The sequence below is a fragment of the Planosporangium spinosum genome (assembly GCF_049999945.1).
Taxonomy (GTDB): domain Bacteria; phylum Actinomycetota; class Actinomycetes; order Mycobacteriales; family Micromonosporaceae; genus Planosporangium; species Planosporangium spinosum.
In genome coordinates this window covers 109,771-126,522 of the sequence record NZ_JBLYUB010000016.1, presented here as the reverse complement: position 1 = coordinate 126,522, position 16,752 = coordinate 109,771, and the positions used below count along the sequence as shown (strand labels likewise).

At 69.9% G+C, this 16,752-nt stretch carries 13 protein-coding genes and 1 pseudogene; 9 read left to right on the top strand and 5 right to left on the bottom strand.

The annotated features are described in order from the left end of the window. The first annotated feature begins 173 nt into the window (after nt 1–173). The 4 genes from ACNTMW_RS21350 to ACNTMW_RS21335 all read left to right on the top strand — a co-directional run bounded on the left by ACNTMW_RS21350 (nt 174) and on the right by ACNTMW_RS21335 (nt 5,280). Complete coding sequence (locus ACNTMW_RS21350; protein WP_426635481.1) at nt 174–1,937, top strand: ABC transporter substrate-binding protein; 1,764 nt, start codon at nt 174–176, stop codon at nt 1,935–1,937. A gap of 108 nt (nt 1,938–2,045) precedes the next feature. Continuing rightward, a complete protein-coding gene (locus tag ACNTMW_RS21345; protein WP_426635480.1) occupies nt 2,046–3,047 on the top strand; it encodes an ABC transporter permease in 1,002 nt (333 codons plus the stop codon). A gap of 11 nt (nt 3,048–3,058) precedes the next feature. Then, entirely contained in the window at nt 3,059–4,135 is a 1,077-nt protein-coding gene (locus ACNTMW_RS21340; protein WP_426635479.1) for an ABC transporter ATP-binding protein, read from the top strand. A gap of 29 nt (nt 4,136–4,164) precedes the next feature. Next, the gene (locus ACNTMW_RS21335) at nt 4,165–5,280 is read left to right on the top strand and encodes an ABC transporter ATP-binding protein (protein WP_426635478.1); all 1,116 of its coding nucleotides are present in this window, start codon (nt 4,165–4,167) and stop codon (nt 5,278–5,280) included. 61 nt (nt 5,281–5,341) lie between these two features. On the opposite strand, the pseudogene ACNTMW_RS21330 reads toward ACNTMW_RS21335, so the two are convergent. The 4 genes and pseudogenes from ACNTMW_RS21330 to ACNTMW_RS21315 all read right to left on the bottom strand — a co-directional run. Beyond that, nucleotides 5,342–5,653 (bottom strand): annotated as a pseudogene (locus tag ACNTMW_RS21330) (hypothetical protein); the annotation flags it as partial. Next, a complete protein-coding gene (locus ACNTMW_RS21325; protein WP_426635477.1) occupies nt 5,596–6,258 on the bottom strand; it encodes an HNH endonuclease family protein in 663 nt (220 codons plus the stop codon). The gene ACNTMW_RS21325 and the pseudogene ACNTMW_RS21330, both read right to left, overlap by 58 nt. A 145-nt stretch (nt 6,259–6,403) precedes the next feature. Continuing rightward, nucleotides 6,404–8,170, bottom strand: a complete 1,767-nt coding sequence (leuA, locus tag ACNTMW_RS21320; RefSeq protein ID WP_426635476.1) for a 2-isopropylmalate synthase — start codon at nt 8,168–8,170, stop codon at nt 6,404–6,406. A 274-nt stretch (nt 8,171–8,444) separates the two neighbouring features. Continuing rightward, nucleotides 8,445–9,188 carry a hypothetical protein gene (locus ACNTMW_RS21315; protein ID WP_426635475.1) on the bottom strand — a complete coding sequence of 248 codons (744 nt, stop codon included), beginning with the start codon at nt 9,186–9,188 and terminating at the stop codon, nt 8,445–8,447. Nucleotides 9,189–9,351: 163 nt separating this feature from the next. Here ACNTMW_RS21315 and ACNTMW_RS21310 point away from each other — a divergent pair, with 163 nt between their 5' ends. The 4 genes from ACNTMW_RS21310 (at nt 9,352) to ACNTMW_RS21295 (ending at nt 13,938) form a co-directional block, all read left to right on the top strand. Next, the gene (locus ACNTMW_RS21310; protein ID WP_426635474.1) at nt 9,352–10,617 is read left to right on the top strand and encodes an aspartate kinase; all 1,266 of its coding nucleotides are present in this window, start codon (nt 9,352–9,354) and stop codon (nt 10,615–10,617) included. A 5-nt stretch (nt 10,618–10,622) separates the two neighbouring features. Beyond that, entirely contained in the window at nt 10,623–11,681 is a 1,059-nt protein-coding gene (locus ACNTMW_RS21305) for an aspartate-semialdehyde dehydrogenase (protein ID WP_426635473.1), read from the top strand. A 127-nt stretch (nt 11,682–11,808) separates the two neighbouring features. Continuing rightward, complete coding sequence (locus ACNTMW_RS21300; protein ID WP_426635472.1) at nt 11,809–13,326, top strand: MFS transporter; 1,518 nt, start codon at nt 11,809–11,811, stop codon at nt 13,324–13,326. A gap of 15 nt (nt 13,327–13,341) precedes the next feature. Further along, a complete protein-coding gene (locus ACNTMW_RS21295) occupies nt 13,342–13,938 on the top strand; it encodes an acyl-CoA-like ligand-binding transcription factor (protein WP_426635471.1) in 597 nt (198 codons plus the stop codon). Nucleotides 13,939–14,095: 157 nt separating this feature from the next. Here the strand turns inward: ACNTMW_RS21295 and ACNTMW_RS21290 are convergent, their stop codons facing one another. Next, entirely contained in the window at nt 14,096–15,739 is a 1,644-nt protein-coding gene (locus ACNTMW_RS21290; protein WP_426635470.1) for a DNA repair helicase XPB, read from the bottom strand. Between the two features lie 128 nt (nt 15,740–15,867). On the opposite strand from ACNTMW_RS21290, the gene ACNTMW_RS21285 reads away from it, so the two are divergent. Beyond that, on the top strand, nt 15,868–16,746 hold the full coding sequence (locus ACNTMW_RS21285; protein WP_426635469.1) for a L,D-transpeptidase family protein: 879 nt from the start codon (nt 15,868–15,870) through the stop codon (nt 16,744–16,746). Nucleotides 16,747–16,752: the final 6 nt, after the last annotated feature.

Here is a 16,752-nt window from a genome sequence, read left to right as displayed (position 1 = left end):
GCTGAACGCCGGGCCCCACGGGCGAACCGCTGAGCGCTCGGCGCCACCGGCAAACCACTGACCAACCGGCCGGTGACCACTCGACCCGGGTGGTCACCCACCACCCCACTCGCATTACCGCCACGATGGCCCAACTCCCCGGAGGGCCGTGGCAAACAAGGAGGGAATATCCAGTGAGGATCAAGAGAGGGGCGGTGGTGGCCGGTACGGTCGCCGTCGCTCTCGGACTGACCGCCTGTGGTGGCGGCGGTTCTTCCAGTGACAAGGACACCAAGAGCAGCGCCGGATACAACGCCGGTGTCACCGGTGTGGTGAACCCGTCCGACAAGAAGGGCGGCACGCTGCGGTTCGGGTACACCTCGGACGTCGACTCGCTCGACCCGACCCGGATCTACTACGCGTCCGGCCAGAACTTCATGCGGTCGTTCTACAACCGCACGCTGATCACCCCGGCCTCCAAGCCGGGTAAGGACGGGCTGCTCCTGGAGCCCGACATGGCCGAGGCCCTGCCGGAGATCAGCGCCGACAAGCTGACCTACACCTTCAAGCTCAAGAAGGGCCTGAAGTTCGAGGACGGCACGCCGGTCACCTCCAAGGACGTCAAGTACGGCATCGAGCGCACCTGGGCGCAGGACGTGCTCTCCGGCGGTCCGACGTACCTGAAGGAGATGCTCGACCAGGGGCAGAACTACCCCGGCCCGTACAAGGACACCGACCCGGAGAAGCTGGGCCTGAAGTCGGTCCAGACGCCGGACGACTCCACCATCACCTTCAAGCTGGCGCAGCCCTTCTCGGACTTCCCGTACCTGCTGGTCATGGCGGCCGGCGCGGTGCCGAAGGCCAAGGACACCGGTGAGAAGTACACCGACCACCCGATCTCGACCGGCCCGTACATGGTCGAGACCTTCGACCCGGGCAAGAAGCTCACGATGGTGCGCAACCCGCACTGGGACCCGGCCACCGACAAGACCCGCAAGGCGCTGCCGGACCGGATCGAGATGACGCTCCAGATGAACGCGGACGAGCTCGACAAGCAGCTGCTTGACGGCACGCTCGACCTCGACTTCGGGCAGACCGGTGTGCAGCAGGCGGCCCAGGCCAAGATCCTGCTCGACGCGAACCTGAAGAAGAACGCCGACGCCCCGAACAACGGTGCGATCCGTTACGCGGCGCTCAGCACCCAGGTCGCGCCGTTCGACAACATCCACTGCCGCAAGGCCGTGCAGTACGCCACGGACAAGACCGCGATCCAGACCGCCCGCGGTGGTTCGGAGAACGGCGGTGACATCGGCGTCAACATGCTGCCGCCGAACATCGGTGGGCACGACCCGAACCTCGACCCGTACAACACCAAGAGCGGCAAGCCCCAGGTCGAGAAGGCCAAGGAGGAGCTGAAGCTCTGCGGCAAGCCGGACGGTTTCGAGACCAAGATCGCGGTCCGGAACAAGGGCAAGGAGCCCAAGATGGCCGAGGCGCTCCAGCAGTCGCTGGCGGCGGTCGGCATCAAGGCCACGATCGACCAGGGTGACGCGTCGCTGTACTTCCGGTCGACCATCGGCTCGCCCGCCAACGTGCACGCCAAGGGCTACGGGATCATGGTCGCCGGCTGGCTGGCCGACTTCCCGACCGGTTACGGCTACCTCGACGTGCTCGTCGACGGCCGGATGATCCTGCCGAGCGGTAACAACAACTACCCGGAGCTGAACGACCCGGAGATCAACAGCCTGATCGACAAGGCCAAGGCCGAGCCGGACGCCAAGAAGGCGCAGGAGATCTGGGGCCAGATCAACGCCAAGGTGATGGACTCGGCGACCCTGGTGCCGTTCGTGTACGAGAAGGCGATCAACTACCGCAACCCGCGGCTGACCAACGTCTTCCAGGACCAGTACTGGGGCGAGTGGAGCTTCGGTCAGCTGGGTCTCAGCGACGGCAAGTGAGCCGGTCCCTACCCCTCTCGCGCGAGTAGTAGAAGGCAGGTGACGGCCACCGCGCCGGCCGGCGCCGCGGGCAACCCCCGTGGCGCCGGCCGGCGCGAGGCCTAGAACATGATCAATTACATCCTTCGCCGGGTGGTGACCTCGGTCGTACTGCTGATCATCATTTCGATGGTCACGTTCGGGGTGTTCTTCATGGTCCCCAAGCTCGCCGGCTCCAATCCGGCCGAGCTGTACGTCGGCAAGTCGGCGACGCCGGCGGACGTGGCGGCCACCGCACGCAAGCTCGGCCTCGACAAGCCGGTCTACGTGCAGTATGGGGAGTTCATGAAGGGCCTCGTGGCCGGCCGGGACTACGACAACGGTCCGGACAAGACGCACTGCGCGGCGCCCTGCTTCGGCTACTCCTTCCGTAACGACCGCCCGGTCTGGCCGCTGCTGCTCGACCGCCTGCCGGTGACGGCCTCGCTTGCCGTCGGTGCCGCGGTCATCTGGCTCCTCGGTGGCGTACTCGCCGGCGTCATCTCCGCGCTGCGGCGCGGATCGATCCTCGACCGCGTCATGATGGTCGTCGCGCTGGCCGGTGTGTCGCTGCCCATCTACTTCACCGGCCTGCTCGCCCAGTTGGTCTTCGTGCACAACCTGCACTGGCTCAAGGGCGGGGAGTACGTCAACCTGGCCGACGACCCCTTCGGCTGGGCCAACAAGCTCTTCCTCGGCTGGGTCACCCTCGCGCTGCTGTACGCGGCCACCTACGCCCGACTGACCCGTGCCCAGATGCTCGAGACGGTCGGTGAGGACTACATCCGCACCGCCCGGGCGAAGGGCCTGCGTGAGCGCACGGTCATCGGCAAGCACGCGATGCGCTCGGTCCTGACGCCCATCGTCACCATCTTCGGCCTCGACCTCGGCGCGGTGCTCGGCGGCGCGATCCTCACCGAGTCCGTGTTCAGCCTCCCCGGCATCGGCCGCCTGTCGATCGACGCCGTCAACACCAAGGACCTGCCGGTCGTGCTGGGCGTGACGCTCTTCGGCGCGCTCTTCATCGTGCTCGCGAACTTCATCGTCGACATCGTGTACGCCATGATCGACCCGCGCGTCCGGCTTTCATGAAAGGGGTGGACATGGCGACCGATCTGCTTGTTGGTGGACAGCCGGCGGCCGGCGGCTCCCAGCCGTCCGGGGCACAGCCCTTCCTCGACGTCCGTAACCTGCGTATCCACTTCCCGACCGACGACGGTCTGGTCAAGGCGGTGGACGGCCTGTCGTTCAGCCTGGAGCGCGGCAAGACCCTCGGCATCGTGGGCGAGTCCGGCTCCGGCAAGAGCGTGACCAGCCTGGGCATCCTCGGCCTGCACCGGATGGGAAAGACGAAGGTGTCCGGCGAGGTCTGGCTCGACGGTGAGGAACTCATCTCCGCCACGCCGGAGCGGGTGCGCTCGCTCCGCGGCAAGCGGATGGCGATGATCTTCCAGGACCCGCTGACCGCGATGCACCCGTACTTCACCGTCGGCGCCCAGATCGTCGAGGCGTACCGGGTGCACCACAACGTCTCCAAGAAGGCCGCCCGCCAGCGCGCGATCGACATGCTCGACCGGGTCGGCATCCCGCAGCCGGCGAAGCGGGTGGACGACTACCCGCACCAGTTCTCGGGCGGTATGCGCCAGCGTGCGATGATCGCGATGGCCCTGGTGAACAACCCCGAGCTGCTCATCGCCGACGAGCCGACCACGGCGCTCGACGTGACGGTGCAGGCGCAGATCCTCGACCTCATCCGGGACCTGCAGGAGGAGTTCCACTCGGCGGTCATCATGATCACGCACGACCTGGGCGTGGTCGCCGAGCTGGCCGACGACATCCTGGTGATGTACGGCGGCAAGTCGGTCGAGTACGGCACCGCCGAGACGATCTTCCGCCGTCCGGAGCACCCGTACGCCTGGGGCCTGCTCGGCTCGATGCCCCGCGTCGACCGCGAGGTGCGCGACCGGCTCATCCCGGTCAAGGGCACGCCGCCGAGCCTGATCAACCTGCCCAGCGGCTGCGCGTTCCACCCCCGCTGCCCGTACGCGGGACACAACGGCATCCCCTGCCGCTCCGAGGTCCCGACGCTGACGGAGGGCAGCGACCACGGCGTCGCCTGCCACATCCCGCCGGCGGACCGCCAGCGGATCTTCGCTGAAGACGTCGCCCCGGCGCTGTGACCGCGGATCGTTCGCAAAAGGAGCACCCTGTGGCTAGCAGTACCCAGACCGAGCGCACCGCGACCCGCCCGGCGACCGAAACCCTGCTCGAGGTCCGCGGGCTGGAGAAGCACTTCCCGATCACCCGGGGAGCCTTCGTCCAGCGCAAGGTCGGCGCCGTGCGGGCGGTCGACGGGATCGACTTCTCCGTCCGTACCGGTGAGACGCTCGGCGTGGTGGGCGAGTCCGGCTGCGGCAAGTCGACCACCGGGCGGCTGGTGACCCGCCTGCTGGAGCCGACCGGCGGTTCGATCACCTTCGAAGGGCGCGACATCACTCACCTGTCCACGGGGGCGATGCGCAAGCTGCGCCGTGACATCCAGATGATCTTCCAGGATCCGTACTCGTCGCTGAACCCGCGGCACACCGTCGGCACGATCGTCGGCGCGCCGCTGCGGGTGCAGAACATTCCGACGCCGCAGGGGATCAAGCGCGCGGTGCAGGAGCTACTGGAACTGGTCGGGCTCAACCCGGAGCACTACAACCGGTACCCGCACGAGTTCTCCGGCGGCCAGCGCCAGCGCATCGGCATCGCCCGGGCGCTCGCGCTCAAGCCCAAGATGATCGTCGCCGACGAGCCGGTGTCCGCCCTGGACGTGTCCATCCAGGCCCAGGTGGTCAACCTGCTCGACGACCTGCAGCGCGAACTGAACCTGACGTACATGTTCATCGCGCACGACCTGTCGGTGGTGCGGCACATCTCCGACCGGGTCGCGGTGATGTACCTGGGCAAGATGGTCGAGGTGGCCGACCGGGACGCGCTGTACGCCAGCCCGTTCCACCCGTACACGCTGGCGCTGCTGTCGGCGGTCCCGGTGCCGGACCCCTCCCGGCGCGACCGGGCCCAGCGGGAACGGGTCCTGCTCACCGGCGACGTGCCCAGCCCCATCGACCCGCCGTCCGGCTGCCGGTTCCGTACCCGCTGCTGGAAGGCGCAGGACAGGTGCGCCCAGGAGGTGCCGCCGCTGCGCGAGATCGCCCCCGGGCACCAGGTCGCCTGCCACTTCCCGGTGACCGAGGTGGAGCGCACCCCGCAGGGGCGGATGGCGGCCCAGCAGGCGGCGGCCGAGATTCCGCCGGACACCGTGGCCGGGCCCGCGCTGTAGCGCGGTGACCAAGGGCGCCCCGTGACACGGTCCCGTGTTGCGGGGCGCCCTTCGTCACCGGTCAGCCCTCCGGGCGGTTGAGCAGGCCGACCGCGATGCCGTGGACCGCATCGAGGTCGGCCGGATCGGCCAGCCTGGCCTTACCTCCGGTGACGGTGTACCACTCGGCCGCGTCCTTGTACTGCACCCGGAGCGCCGCGTCGCCGGAGTCGTCCAGTTCGGTCCGCAGGGTGAGGTCGCCGGTCACGACGCCGACCTCGTCGGTCATCACGCCGCCGGGGCCGGCCTTGATGTCGGTTGTCCGCTGCTCTGCCACTAACACGTCCCCAACATGTCGACGAGGGCCGCCTTCTCCGCCTGGGTCACCGTCAGCTGCCAGTACTTCTTGACGGTCACCCAGTTCTGCGCGTACTCGCACCAGTACCCGTGGTAGGGCGGCTTCCACTGTGACGGGTCCTGGTCACCTTTTGCCCTGTTGACGCTCGCCGAAACGGCGAACAGCTGCGGGCGGGTGATGTCGTTGGCGAACTGCGAGCGCTTGTCGTCGGTCCAGGAGTTGGCTCCGGAGCGCCAGGCGTTCGCCAGCGGGACCATGTGGTCGATGTCGAGCGTGTTCGCTTCGGTGGCCGTCTTGTTGTCGTACCGGCTGAGCCACCGCCCACTGGTGGCCTTGCAGTTCTGGCTGGTCTGTACCGACGTGCCGTCCCGTTTGAGTACGTACTCGCGGGTGTCGCAGCCGTTGCCCTGCTGGCTCCAGTGGGGGAACCGGTCCCGGCTGTAGCCGGCCATGGACTGCGGTGCGGCGACGGTGAGGCCGTCGAGTTCCTGCCGGGCCCGGGACGGGTCGGCCGAGGCCGCCGAGGCGGACGGGGCGGTCGGAGTCGGCGTACCGCTCTGGACGGTGCATGCGGCAGCCGGTACCGCGGCGGCGACGGTGAGGAGGGCGGCGAGAAGGCGAGGGGCGCGCATACCCGTCAATGTGGATGATGAGGAGCGGTTACGGCCAGCACGACACGGCGCCGTATTCGTCACAACTTCGACACCTGTGATCGTGGTTGTCCCGTCGCCCCTGGTCACCGGCGTGGTGGCCAGGGGCGACGGGCAGGAAATCCGGAGCGGGTGGTCAGACGCCGCGGTTGACGGCGCTCACCACGGCGCGCAGCGACGCCGTGAGGATGTTCGCGTCGACGCCGACGCCCCAGTACGTCTGCCCGTTGACCGAGCACTCCACGTACGCGGCCGCCTGCGCGTTCTCGCCGGCCGTCAGGGCGTGCTCGGCGTAGTCGAGTACCCGGACGTCCAGGTCCACCCCGGACAGCGCGTTGACGAACGCCTCGATCGGGCCGTTGCCGCGCCCGTCGAGGGTGTGCCGTACCCCGTCGAACTCGATGACCGCCGACACCTCGACCTTGTCGTCGACGGTCGCGCTGTCGTAGTCGCGCAGCGCGAGCCGGCCGGAGCGCAGGTACTCGCCGGCGAAGATGTCCCACATCTCGCGCGGGTCGACCTCGCCGCCCTCGTCGTCGGTGTGGCGCTGCACCACGCCGGAGAACTCGATCTGCAGCCGGCGGGGCAGGTCGAGCTGGTGCTCGGCCTTCATGATGTAGGCGACGCCGCCCTTGCCCGACTGCGAGTTGACCCGGATGACCGCCTCGTAGGAGCGGCCCACGTCCTTCGGGTCGATCGGCAGGTACGGAACCCCCCAGGTGAACTGGTCGACGGGTACGCCGGCGGTGGCCGCGTCGCGCTCCAGTGCCTCGAAGCCCTTCTTGATCGCGTCCTGGTGGGAGCCGGAGAAGGCGGTGTAGACCAGGTCGCCGGCGTACGGGTGCCGCTCGTGCACCGGGAGCTGGTTGCAGTACTCGACGGTGCGCTTCACCTCGTCGATGTCGGAGAAGTCGATCTGCGGGTCGATGCCCTGGCTGAACAGGTTGAGCCCCAGCGTGACCAGGTCGACGTTGCCGGTGCGTTCGCCGTTGCCGAACAGGCAGCCCTCGACCCGGTCCGCGCCGGCCAGCAGCGCCAGTTCGGTGGCGGCCACCGCGGTACCCCGGTCGTTGTGCGGGTGTACCGACAGCACGACCGACTGGCGGTGCGGCAGGCGGCGCGACATCCACTCGATCGAGTCGGCGTACACGTTGGGCGTGGCCATCTCGACCGTGGCCGGTAGGTTGACGATCAGTGGCCGGTCCGGCGTCGGCTGCAACACGTCGATGACGGCGCTGCACACCTCCAGCGCGTAGTCCAGTTCGGTGCCGGTGTACGACTCGGGCGAGTACTCGTAGAAGATCTCGGTGTCCGGCGTGATCGCCTCGGCGTACTTCTGGCACAGCCGCGCGCCACTGGTGGCGATGTCGGTGATCCCGGCCTTGTCCAGGCCGAACACGACACGCCGCTGCAGCGTCGAGGTGGAGTTGTAGAAGTGCACGATGGCGCGCTTCGCCCCGCGCAGCGAGTCGAAGGTGCGCTCGATGAGGTGATCGCGGCACTGCACCAGGACCTGGATCGTGACGTCGTCGGGGATGAGATCGGACTCGATCAGCAGGCGGACGAAGTCGTAGTCGGTCTGGCTGGCCGCCGGGAAGCCGACCTCGATCTCCTTGTATCCCATGGCGACGAGCAGGTTGAACATCCGGCGCTTGCGCTCGACGGACATGGGGTCGATCAGTGCCTGGTTGCCGTCGCGGAGGTCGACCGCGCACCAGCGGGGCGCCCGGGTGACGTGGCGGCCCGGCCACTGGCGGTCGGGCAGGTCGACCGAGAACTGCTCGTGGTACGGCTGGTAGCGGTGCACGGGCAGCCGACTGGGCTGCTGGTGGCCGATGGTGCCGGCGGTGGTCGATGCGTCAGCCGATACGTCATGAGACATGAAAAGACTCCAGAAAGTCATGGGATGGGGACGATCCATACGAGGGGATCGACCGGCTGCGCTCGGCGCTCTCAGGCGATGGCGCGGGTGCACACCGCGACGAGGTGCCGGCCGGATGGGGCCTCGTCGCGGCACGGAAGAAGGCGCGCCTGCCACATGACGCCTGCCACGGTACATGACTGTCGGCGCCGATGTCAGCCCGTCAGGGGATAGTACTGGTCACATCGGTGCTGGTCGGCGAGGTGGGCGCTCGGTGGCTGGAATCCGATCCCATTAAATGGGACACAGAGCGGGGCTAGGGCGTGGAGCCGGCGCCCGCCGCGGCGGTCGGCAACGGCGCACCGGCGGTGACGGGTCCGGGCAGTGCCACGGTCGCCGGTGCCGGCGCCGGCGTGCTCGCCAGAACCAGCGAGCCGAAGCCGGCCTTGACGGCGGTCAGCGTGCCGTCGGTGTCGTAGCAGTAGACGCCCGGGTCGACCGGGGCCGTCAGGGCCGCGGTGTTGGCCTCGACGGAGAAGCACGTACCCCGGGCGCCGGCCGGCGCCGGCGCGACCGTCACCGACAGCGCCGACGTGCGGTCGGTCAGCGGATCCAGCCAGTCCACCAGCGGGTGCTGCACCCGGGGGTCGGCCGACGGCGGCAGCGTGCCGTCGGGGTCCGCGGCCTTCACGCAGCTCGGGCTCGCGCCGGACACCCGGCACTGGTACAGCCCCGTGGCGTTGCCCACCAGCGCGACGGTGGCCTGGCCGCCGAGCGCCCCGCCCGGCACCTCCACCCGCCAGGAGCCGTCGGCGGCCAGCTCGACCGTGACCGTACGGGGCGCCTGCCCCGGCGGGGTGAAGGTGTACCCGGCGCTGAACCGGCGGTCCTTGGCCGCGGCGACGAGGCCGGCCAGTTGGATGCGCGGATCGAGCGGGGAGGCCGACGGCGGCGGCAGGTCGCCGGCCGCGGCCGCCGGCGAGTTCCGCGAACCCGCGCACCCGGACGTCAGGAGCGTCGCCATGACGAGGACGGGTATCGAAGCCTTGAGGCGCCGCATGGGGTCATTGTGGCGTGGTTCGAGGTCGGATCGTGGGAACGCCACTCCCGGCGGATTCGCGGCGCCGGTACGCTCGGGTTGTCCCGATAGCGCCGCCGGCTTCGTCCTCACCGCGGAGGGAGATCACCGGCGGCGTTGGCACGTGTGAAGGGAGCTGACCGAGGTGGCGCTGGTCGTCCAGAAATACGGTGGCTCGTCCGTGGCAACCGCCGAACGCATCAAGCGGGTCGCCGAGCGTATCGTCGCCGCCCGCAAGGCCGGCAACGAGGTCGTCGTGGTCGTCTCGGCCATGGGTGACACGACCGACGAGCTGCTCGATCTCGCCCATCAGGTCAGCCCGCTACCGCCGGGGCGAGAGCTGGACATGCTGCTCACCGCCGGGGAGCGGATCTCCATGGCGCTGCTGGCCATGGCGATCCACAACCTGGGGTACGAGGCCCGGTCGTACACCGGCTCGCAGGCCGGCGTGCTCACCACCTCGACGCACGGCAAGGCCCGGATCATCGACGTGACGCCCGGCCGGCTGCGCGGCGCGCTCGACGAGGGCGCCATCGCCATCGTCGCCGGCTTCCAGGGCGTCTCCCAGGACACCAAGGACATCACGACGCTGGGGCGTGGTGGCAGCGACACGACCGCCGTCGCGCTCGCCGCGGCGCTGCACGCCGACGTCTGCGAGATCTACACCGATGTGGACGGCGTGTTCACCGCCGACCCGCGGATCGTGCCGAACGCCCGGCACATCAAGGAGATCACGTACGAGGAGATGCTCGAACTCGCGGCGTGCGGCGCCAAGGTGCTCATGCTTCGCTGTGTGGAGTACGCGCGGCGGTTCGGGATCCCGATCCACGTGCGCTCCTCGTACACAAACAACCCGGGCACGATGGTGACCGGCTCGATGGAGGACGTTCCCGTGGAACAGGCAATGATCACCGGTGTCGCCCACGACCGGAGCGAGGCGAAGATCACGATCGTCGGCGTGCCCGACGAGCCGGGCGTCGCCGCGCGGGTGTTCGAGACCGTCGCGAGTGCCGAGAGCAACATCGACATGATCGTGCAGAACGTCTCGACCGAGTCGACGGGGCGCACCGACATCTCCTTCACCCTGCCCAAGACCGACGGTCCGACCGCGATGGCGGCGCTCGGCAAGGTGCAGGAGAAGATCGGCTTCAAGGGCCTGCTCTACGACGACCACATCGGCAAGGTCTCGCTCATCGGTGCCGGCATGCGTTCGCACCCGGGCGTGGCGGCGACCTTCTTCTCGGCGATGGCCGACGCGGGGATCAACATCGAGATGATCTCGACCTCGGAGATCCGGGTCTCCGTGGTCTGTCGCGACACCGACCTCGACGCCGCGGTCCGCGTGATCCACGACGCATTCGAACTGGGTGGTGACGAGGAGGCGGTCGTCTACGCCGGGACCGGGAGGTGACCTCGGTGCGCCCGCTGCCGACCCTGGCGGTGGTCGGGGCGACCGGCGCCGTCGGCACCGTCATGTGCGAGCTGCTGTCCTCGCGCAAGAACAGGTGGGGCGAGATCCGGCTGGTCGCGTCGGAGCGGTCGGCCGGGCGCACCATGGTGGTCCGCGGTGAGGAGCTGACCGTCCGGGCCCTGTCGCCGGAGGTCTTCGACGGCGTCGACGTCGCCATGTTCGACGTGCCGGACGAGGTCTCCATGGAGTGGGCGCCGATCGCGGCGAAGTACGGCGCGGTCGTCGTCGACAACTCCGGCGCGTTCCGGATGGACCCCGACGTGCCGCTGGTGGTGCCCGAGGTCAACCCCGAGCAGGTGCGTAACCGGCCGAAGGGGATCATCGCCAACCCCAACTGCACCACCCTCGCGATGATCGTCGCGATCGCGGCGCTGCACCGCGAGTACGGGCTCAAGGAGCTGGTGCTCGCCAGTTACCAGGCGGTCTCGGGGGCCGGCAAGACTGGCATCGACACCCTGCTCGACCAGATGGACCGGGTCGGCGGTGACCGGAGCCTCGGCTCCCGCTCCGGCAACGTTCGGCAGGCCGTCGGCGACGACCTCGGGCCGTTCCCCGCGCCGCTCGCGCTCAACGTGGTGCCGTGGGCCGGCACGCTCCGCGACGCCGGCTGGTCCAGCGAAGAGCTGAAGATGCGCAACGAGTCGCGCAAGATCCTCGGTCTGCCCGACCTGAAGGTCTCGGCGACCTGTGTCCGCGTACCCGTGGTGACCGGGCACTCGGTCGCGGTCCACGCCGTGTTCGGCGCGGAGGTCGATGCCGAGGGCGCGCGCGAGGTGCTGCAGAACGCGCCCGGCGTGATCCTGGTCGACGACCCGGCCGCCGGCGAGTTCCCGATGCCGATCGACGCGGTGGGCACCGACCCCTCGTGGGTCGGCCGGATCCGGCGTTCGCTGGACGACCCGCGCGCGCTCGACCTGTTCGTCACCGGCGACAACCTGCGCAAGGGTGCGGCGCTGAACACCGCGCAGATCGCCGAGTTGCTCGCGGCGGAGCTCCGCCGCTAGTCAATTTCCGCGACCTCGGGCGCCCGGCTGCACGCCGGGCGCCCTTTCGTTGTGTCCGATTCGTTGTGTCCGCAGATTCTGGAAGCTACTCTCACTTCATACTGTCTTCCAGTTAGGAGTAGCTGCCATGACCGACAGTCGTCGCTGGTGGGCGCTCGCCGCGATCATGCTGAGCATGCTCACCATCGGGTTCGACGCGACGATCCTCAACGTCGCGCTGCCGACCCTGGCCACCGCGCTGCACACCGGTACCGACGGCCTGCAGTGGATCGTCAACGCGTACACCCTGGTCTTCGCCGGTCTGCTGCTGCCGATGGGCGCCCTCGGCGACCGGTACGGGCGCAAGCGCCTGCTGCTCCTCGGGCTGGCGCTCTTCGGCGGGGCGTCGGTGGTGGCCACCTGCGCCGGGTCGGTCGGCGCGCTGATCGCCGCCCGCGCCCTGATGGGCCTCGCCGCCGCGGTCCTGACTCCGATCGGGATGGCCGTGCTCCCGGTGATGTTCGCGCCGCACGAGCGGACGAAGGCGATCTCGTACGCCGCGATCGGCATGGGCCTCGGTATCCCGCTCGGCCCGATCATCGGTGGCTATCTGCTCCGCCACTTCTGGTGGGGGTCGATCTTCCTGGTCAACGTGCCGGTGGCGGCGCTCGGGCTGCTCGCCATCGGCGCGCTGGTACCCGAGTCGCGTGACCCCGCGCCGCGCCGCGTCGACGCGCTCGGCGGCGTGCTGTCCACCGCGGGCCTGGTCAGCTTCGTGTACGGGGTCATCGAGATCCCCCGACGCGGCTGGGACGACGGGCTGGTCGTGGCCTCGATGGTGGCCGGCGCGGCACTGCTCGCGGTGTTCGTGGCGTGGGAGCGACGCACCGCGGAGCCGATGATCGATCTCGGGCTGTTCGCCCGTCCCCGGTTCCTGTGGGGTGCTGCCGCGCTCACCCTCGCGACGTTCGCCCTGTTCGGGCTGTTGTTCGTGGTGCCGCAGTACCTGCAGGACGTACGCGGGAACGACGCGCTGGGCACCGGTCTGCGGCTGCTGCCGATGATGGCGGGGCTGATCATCGGTGCCCGGGTGAGCGAGATGGTCGGCCGCGGACTCGGCGCGAAGGTGCCGGTCACCACCGGCCTGCTGCTCATCGCCGGTGGTCTCGCGCTGGGCGCCACCACGGGAGTCCACAACGGATACGGGCATGCGGCGGTCTGGCTGACAATCGTGGGGTGCGGCACCGGCCTCACCCTCGCGCCCGCGATGGACGCGGTCCTCGGCGACCTGCCGCCCGAGCGCTCCGGCGCGGGCAGTGCGCTGACCATGGCGCTGCGCCAGGTCGGCGGGGCGCTCGGGGTGGCGCTGCTGGGCAGCCTGCTGGCGGGTGCGTACACCGACCGTCTCGTCGTGACCGGCCTACCCGCGCAGGCCGCGGACGCCGCCAGAGGCTCCGTCGCGGGCGCGGTGGCCGTCGCCGGCCGCCTGCACGACGCCGCGCTCGCGGCGAGCGCGCGGACCGCGTACGTCCACGCCATGGACGTGGTTCTGCTCGCCTGCGGCGGCGTGGCGTTGCTCGGCGCGGTTCTCACGGCCGCGTTCCTGCCGTCCCGGGCCGGGCGCCCGGCCACCGCCGAGGAGCAGATCTCGGTGAAGGTGCCGTAAGGGACAATCGTGAGCATGGGCTCACCAGGACCCGGGTTGCGGGAACGCAAGAAGCAGAAGACGCGCTGGGCGATCCAGGAGCACGCGCTGCGCCTGTTCGCCGAGCAGGGCTACGACGCCACGACCGTGGAGCAGATCGCGGCCGCGGCGGAGGTGTCGCCCAGCACGTTCTTCCGCTACTTCCCGACCAAGGAGGACGTGGTCGTCCAGGACGAGTACGACCCGCTCCTCATCGCCGAGCTCGAGTCGGCGCCGGCCGAGCTCGCGGCGGTGCCGGCGCTGCGGCACGCCATCCGTGCCGCGTTCGCGAAGCTGGGCCCGGCCGAGACCGCGAAGGTCCTGGAGCGGGGCCGGCTCTCGATGTCGGTACCCGCGCTGCGCGCCCGGATCGTCGACAACCTCACCGGCACGGTCGACGTGCTCGCCGGGCCGCTGGCGCGGCGAGCCGGTCGTGAGCCGGACGACTTCGGGGTACGGGCACTCGCGGGCGCCTGCCTCGGCATACTGCTCGTCGCCGTGTTCACCTGGCTCGAAAGCGATGGCGAGCAGGACCTGTCGACGTTGATCGACGAGGCGCTGGGACACCTCGAGGCCGGCTTCCCGGCAGCGTGATCCGCGCTCTTCCCGGCAGCGTGATCCGCGCTCGAGATCGGCGCTGTTCCTCGCGCTCCAAGATCCGCACAATGTCGCACATATTGCTGCTATCGGAGCGCCGGAAGCAGCGGTATGTGCGACATTGCGGTGTGCGCGGCGGGGAGCGGGGAAAACGTCAAGCGGACAGCACGTCGTCGGCGTCGACGATGGTGTACGCGTAGCCCTGCTCGGCCAGGAACCGCTGCCGGTGCGCGGCGTACTCGGTGTCGATGGTGTCCCGCGAGACGACCGTGTAGAAGTGGGCCTGGCGGCCGTCGGCCTTCGGGCGCAGTACCCGGCCGAGGCGCTGGGCCTCCTCCTGCCGGGAGCCGTACGTGCCCGACACCTGGATCGCCACCGCCGCCTCCGGCAGGTCGATCGAGAAGTTGCCGACCCGGGAGATCACCAACGTGCTCAGCGCACCCGACCGGAACTCGTCGAACAGGCGCTCGCGCTCCTTCGTGGTCGTCGAACCCTGCACCACGGGCGCGTCGAGGTACTCGCTGAGCTGCTGCAACTGGTCGATGTAGGCACCGATGACGAGGACCTGGTCGCCGGCGTGCTTGTCGACCAGCGCCTTGACCACCGGTAGCTTCGTCCGGGCCGTCGCCGCGAACCGGTAGCGCTCCTCGGTCTCGGCCGTCGCGTACGTCATCCGCTCTTCGTCGGTGAGCGTGACCCGGACCTCGGTGCAGTCGGCCGGTGCGATCCAGCCCTGCGCCTCGATGTCCTTCCACGGCGCGTCGTAGCGCTTCGGCCCGATCAGGCTGAACACGTCGCCCTCGCGGCCGTCCTCGCGCACCAGCGTGGCGGTGAGGCCGAGCCGGCGCCGGGCCTGGAGGTCGGCGGTGAAGCGGAAGATCGGCGCGGGCAGCAGGTGCACCTCGTCGTAGATGACCAGGCCCCAGTCGCGGGCGCTGAACAGGTCGAGATGGGTGAAGGCACCGCCGCGACGGGACGTGAGCACCTGGTACGTGGCGATGGTGACCGGCCGGATCTCCTTGCGCTCCCCGGAGTACTCGCCGATCTCCTCTTCGGTCAGCGACGTGCGGGCGAGCAGCTCGCGCTTCCACTGGTGACCGGCGACCGTGTTGGTCACCAGGATCAGCGTGGTCGCCTTGGCCTCGGCCATCGCACCCGCGCCGACCATGGTCTTACCGGCGCCGCACGGCAGGACGACCACGCCGGAACCGCCGGCCCAGAACGAGTCCACCGCCTCCCGCTGGTACGAGCGCAGGCTCCAGCCGTCCTCGGCGAGGCTGATCGGGTGCGCCTCGCCGTCGACGTAACCGGCCAGGTCCTCGGCCGGCCAACCCAGCTTGAGCAGCGCCTGCTTCAGGCGCCCCCGCTCGCTACCGTGCACCGCGACCGTGTCGTCGTCGACCTTCGCGCCGAGCATGCCGGCGAGCTTCTTGGACCGGGAGACCTCGATCAGGACCGCCCGGTCGGACGCCTGCAGGACCAGGCCGTGCGTCGGGTGGTTGAGCAGTTGGAGACGGCCGTAGCGGTCCATCGTCTCGGCGACGTCGACCAGCAGCCCGTGCGGCACCGGGTACCGCGAGAAGCGCAGCAGCGCGTCGACCACGCTCTCGGCGTCGTGGCCGGCGGCGCGGGCGTTCCACAGGCCGAGCGGGGTCAGCCGGTAGGTGTGCACGTGCTCCGGCGAGCGCTCCAGCTCCGCGAACGGCGCGATGGCAATCCGGCAGGCGGTCGCGTCCGGGTGGTCGACCTCGAGGAGCAGGGTCTTGTCGGACTGGACGATCAACGGGCCGTCGGTCAAGGGGACCTCCGTGGAAGACAGACGTTCCAGTGTGGCACGGAGCCGGTGGCGCCGGATTCCGATCTCGGGTGCAACCTTCCGGCGGGGCATCGGCGTCTTGCTTGTGAGACGGCTGCGGGGAGGCACAGATGGCGGGCAAGCGAGGACTGCGGCTCGTGGTCACGGTCGGTGTCGCCGCCGTGGTCGTCGTCGTGGGTGCCGGGGCGTACGCGTTCGGGTCGGTCACCACCGTGGGCGGACACAACCGCGCGGTGGGTGCGGCCGGCACAACGGGGGAGAGCGCCTCGCCCGGCACCACGTCGTCACGGGACGCGACGCCCGTGCCCGGCACGACGAGTGCCGCGCCGGATCCGGCGGTCACCGCCGCGGATCCGGCCGCCCCGCCGCCGGTACCGGCCGAGTGCCGGGACGGCGAGCGCCAGCAGGAGGTCGAGAGCTACCTGGCCCGGCTCGACGGGTACGGGCCGGTGGTCGTCGACGGCGTCCAGACCGCCGCCGACTGCGCCGCGATCAGCAAGTTCCAGGACCGGTACGGCATCAGCCCGGCCGAGGGCCGCGCCGGCCCCACCACCGCCGGCGTCGCCCGGCGCATCGTCACCAGCATGGACGCCGAGGAGCGGGCGAAGTGCCGGGTCGACGGCCCGGCGCTGACGATCTGCGTCGACCTCACCCAGCAGACGGCGTGGGCGGTGCGGAACGGTGCCGTGGTGTGGGGGCCGACGGTGATCCGTACCGGCATGCGCGGCGGGTACCAGACCCCGACCGGTACGTACCGGATCTACGGCCGCAACCAGCGCGAGTGGTCCGTACCGTACAAGGTCTGGCTGCCGTACTGGCAGGCGTTCAACGGTGGGATCGGCTTCCACGAGACCACGACGTACATCCATGACGGTGCGCTCGGTTCCCACGGCTGTGTGAACCTGCTGCACGCCGACGCCGTGGCGCTGTGGAAGCTCGGATCCGTCGGCACCACCGTGCAGGTCTTCGGCAACCGCCCCGGCACCTGAGCCGGC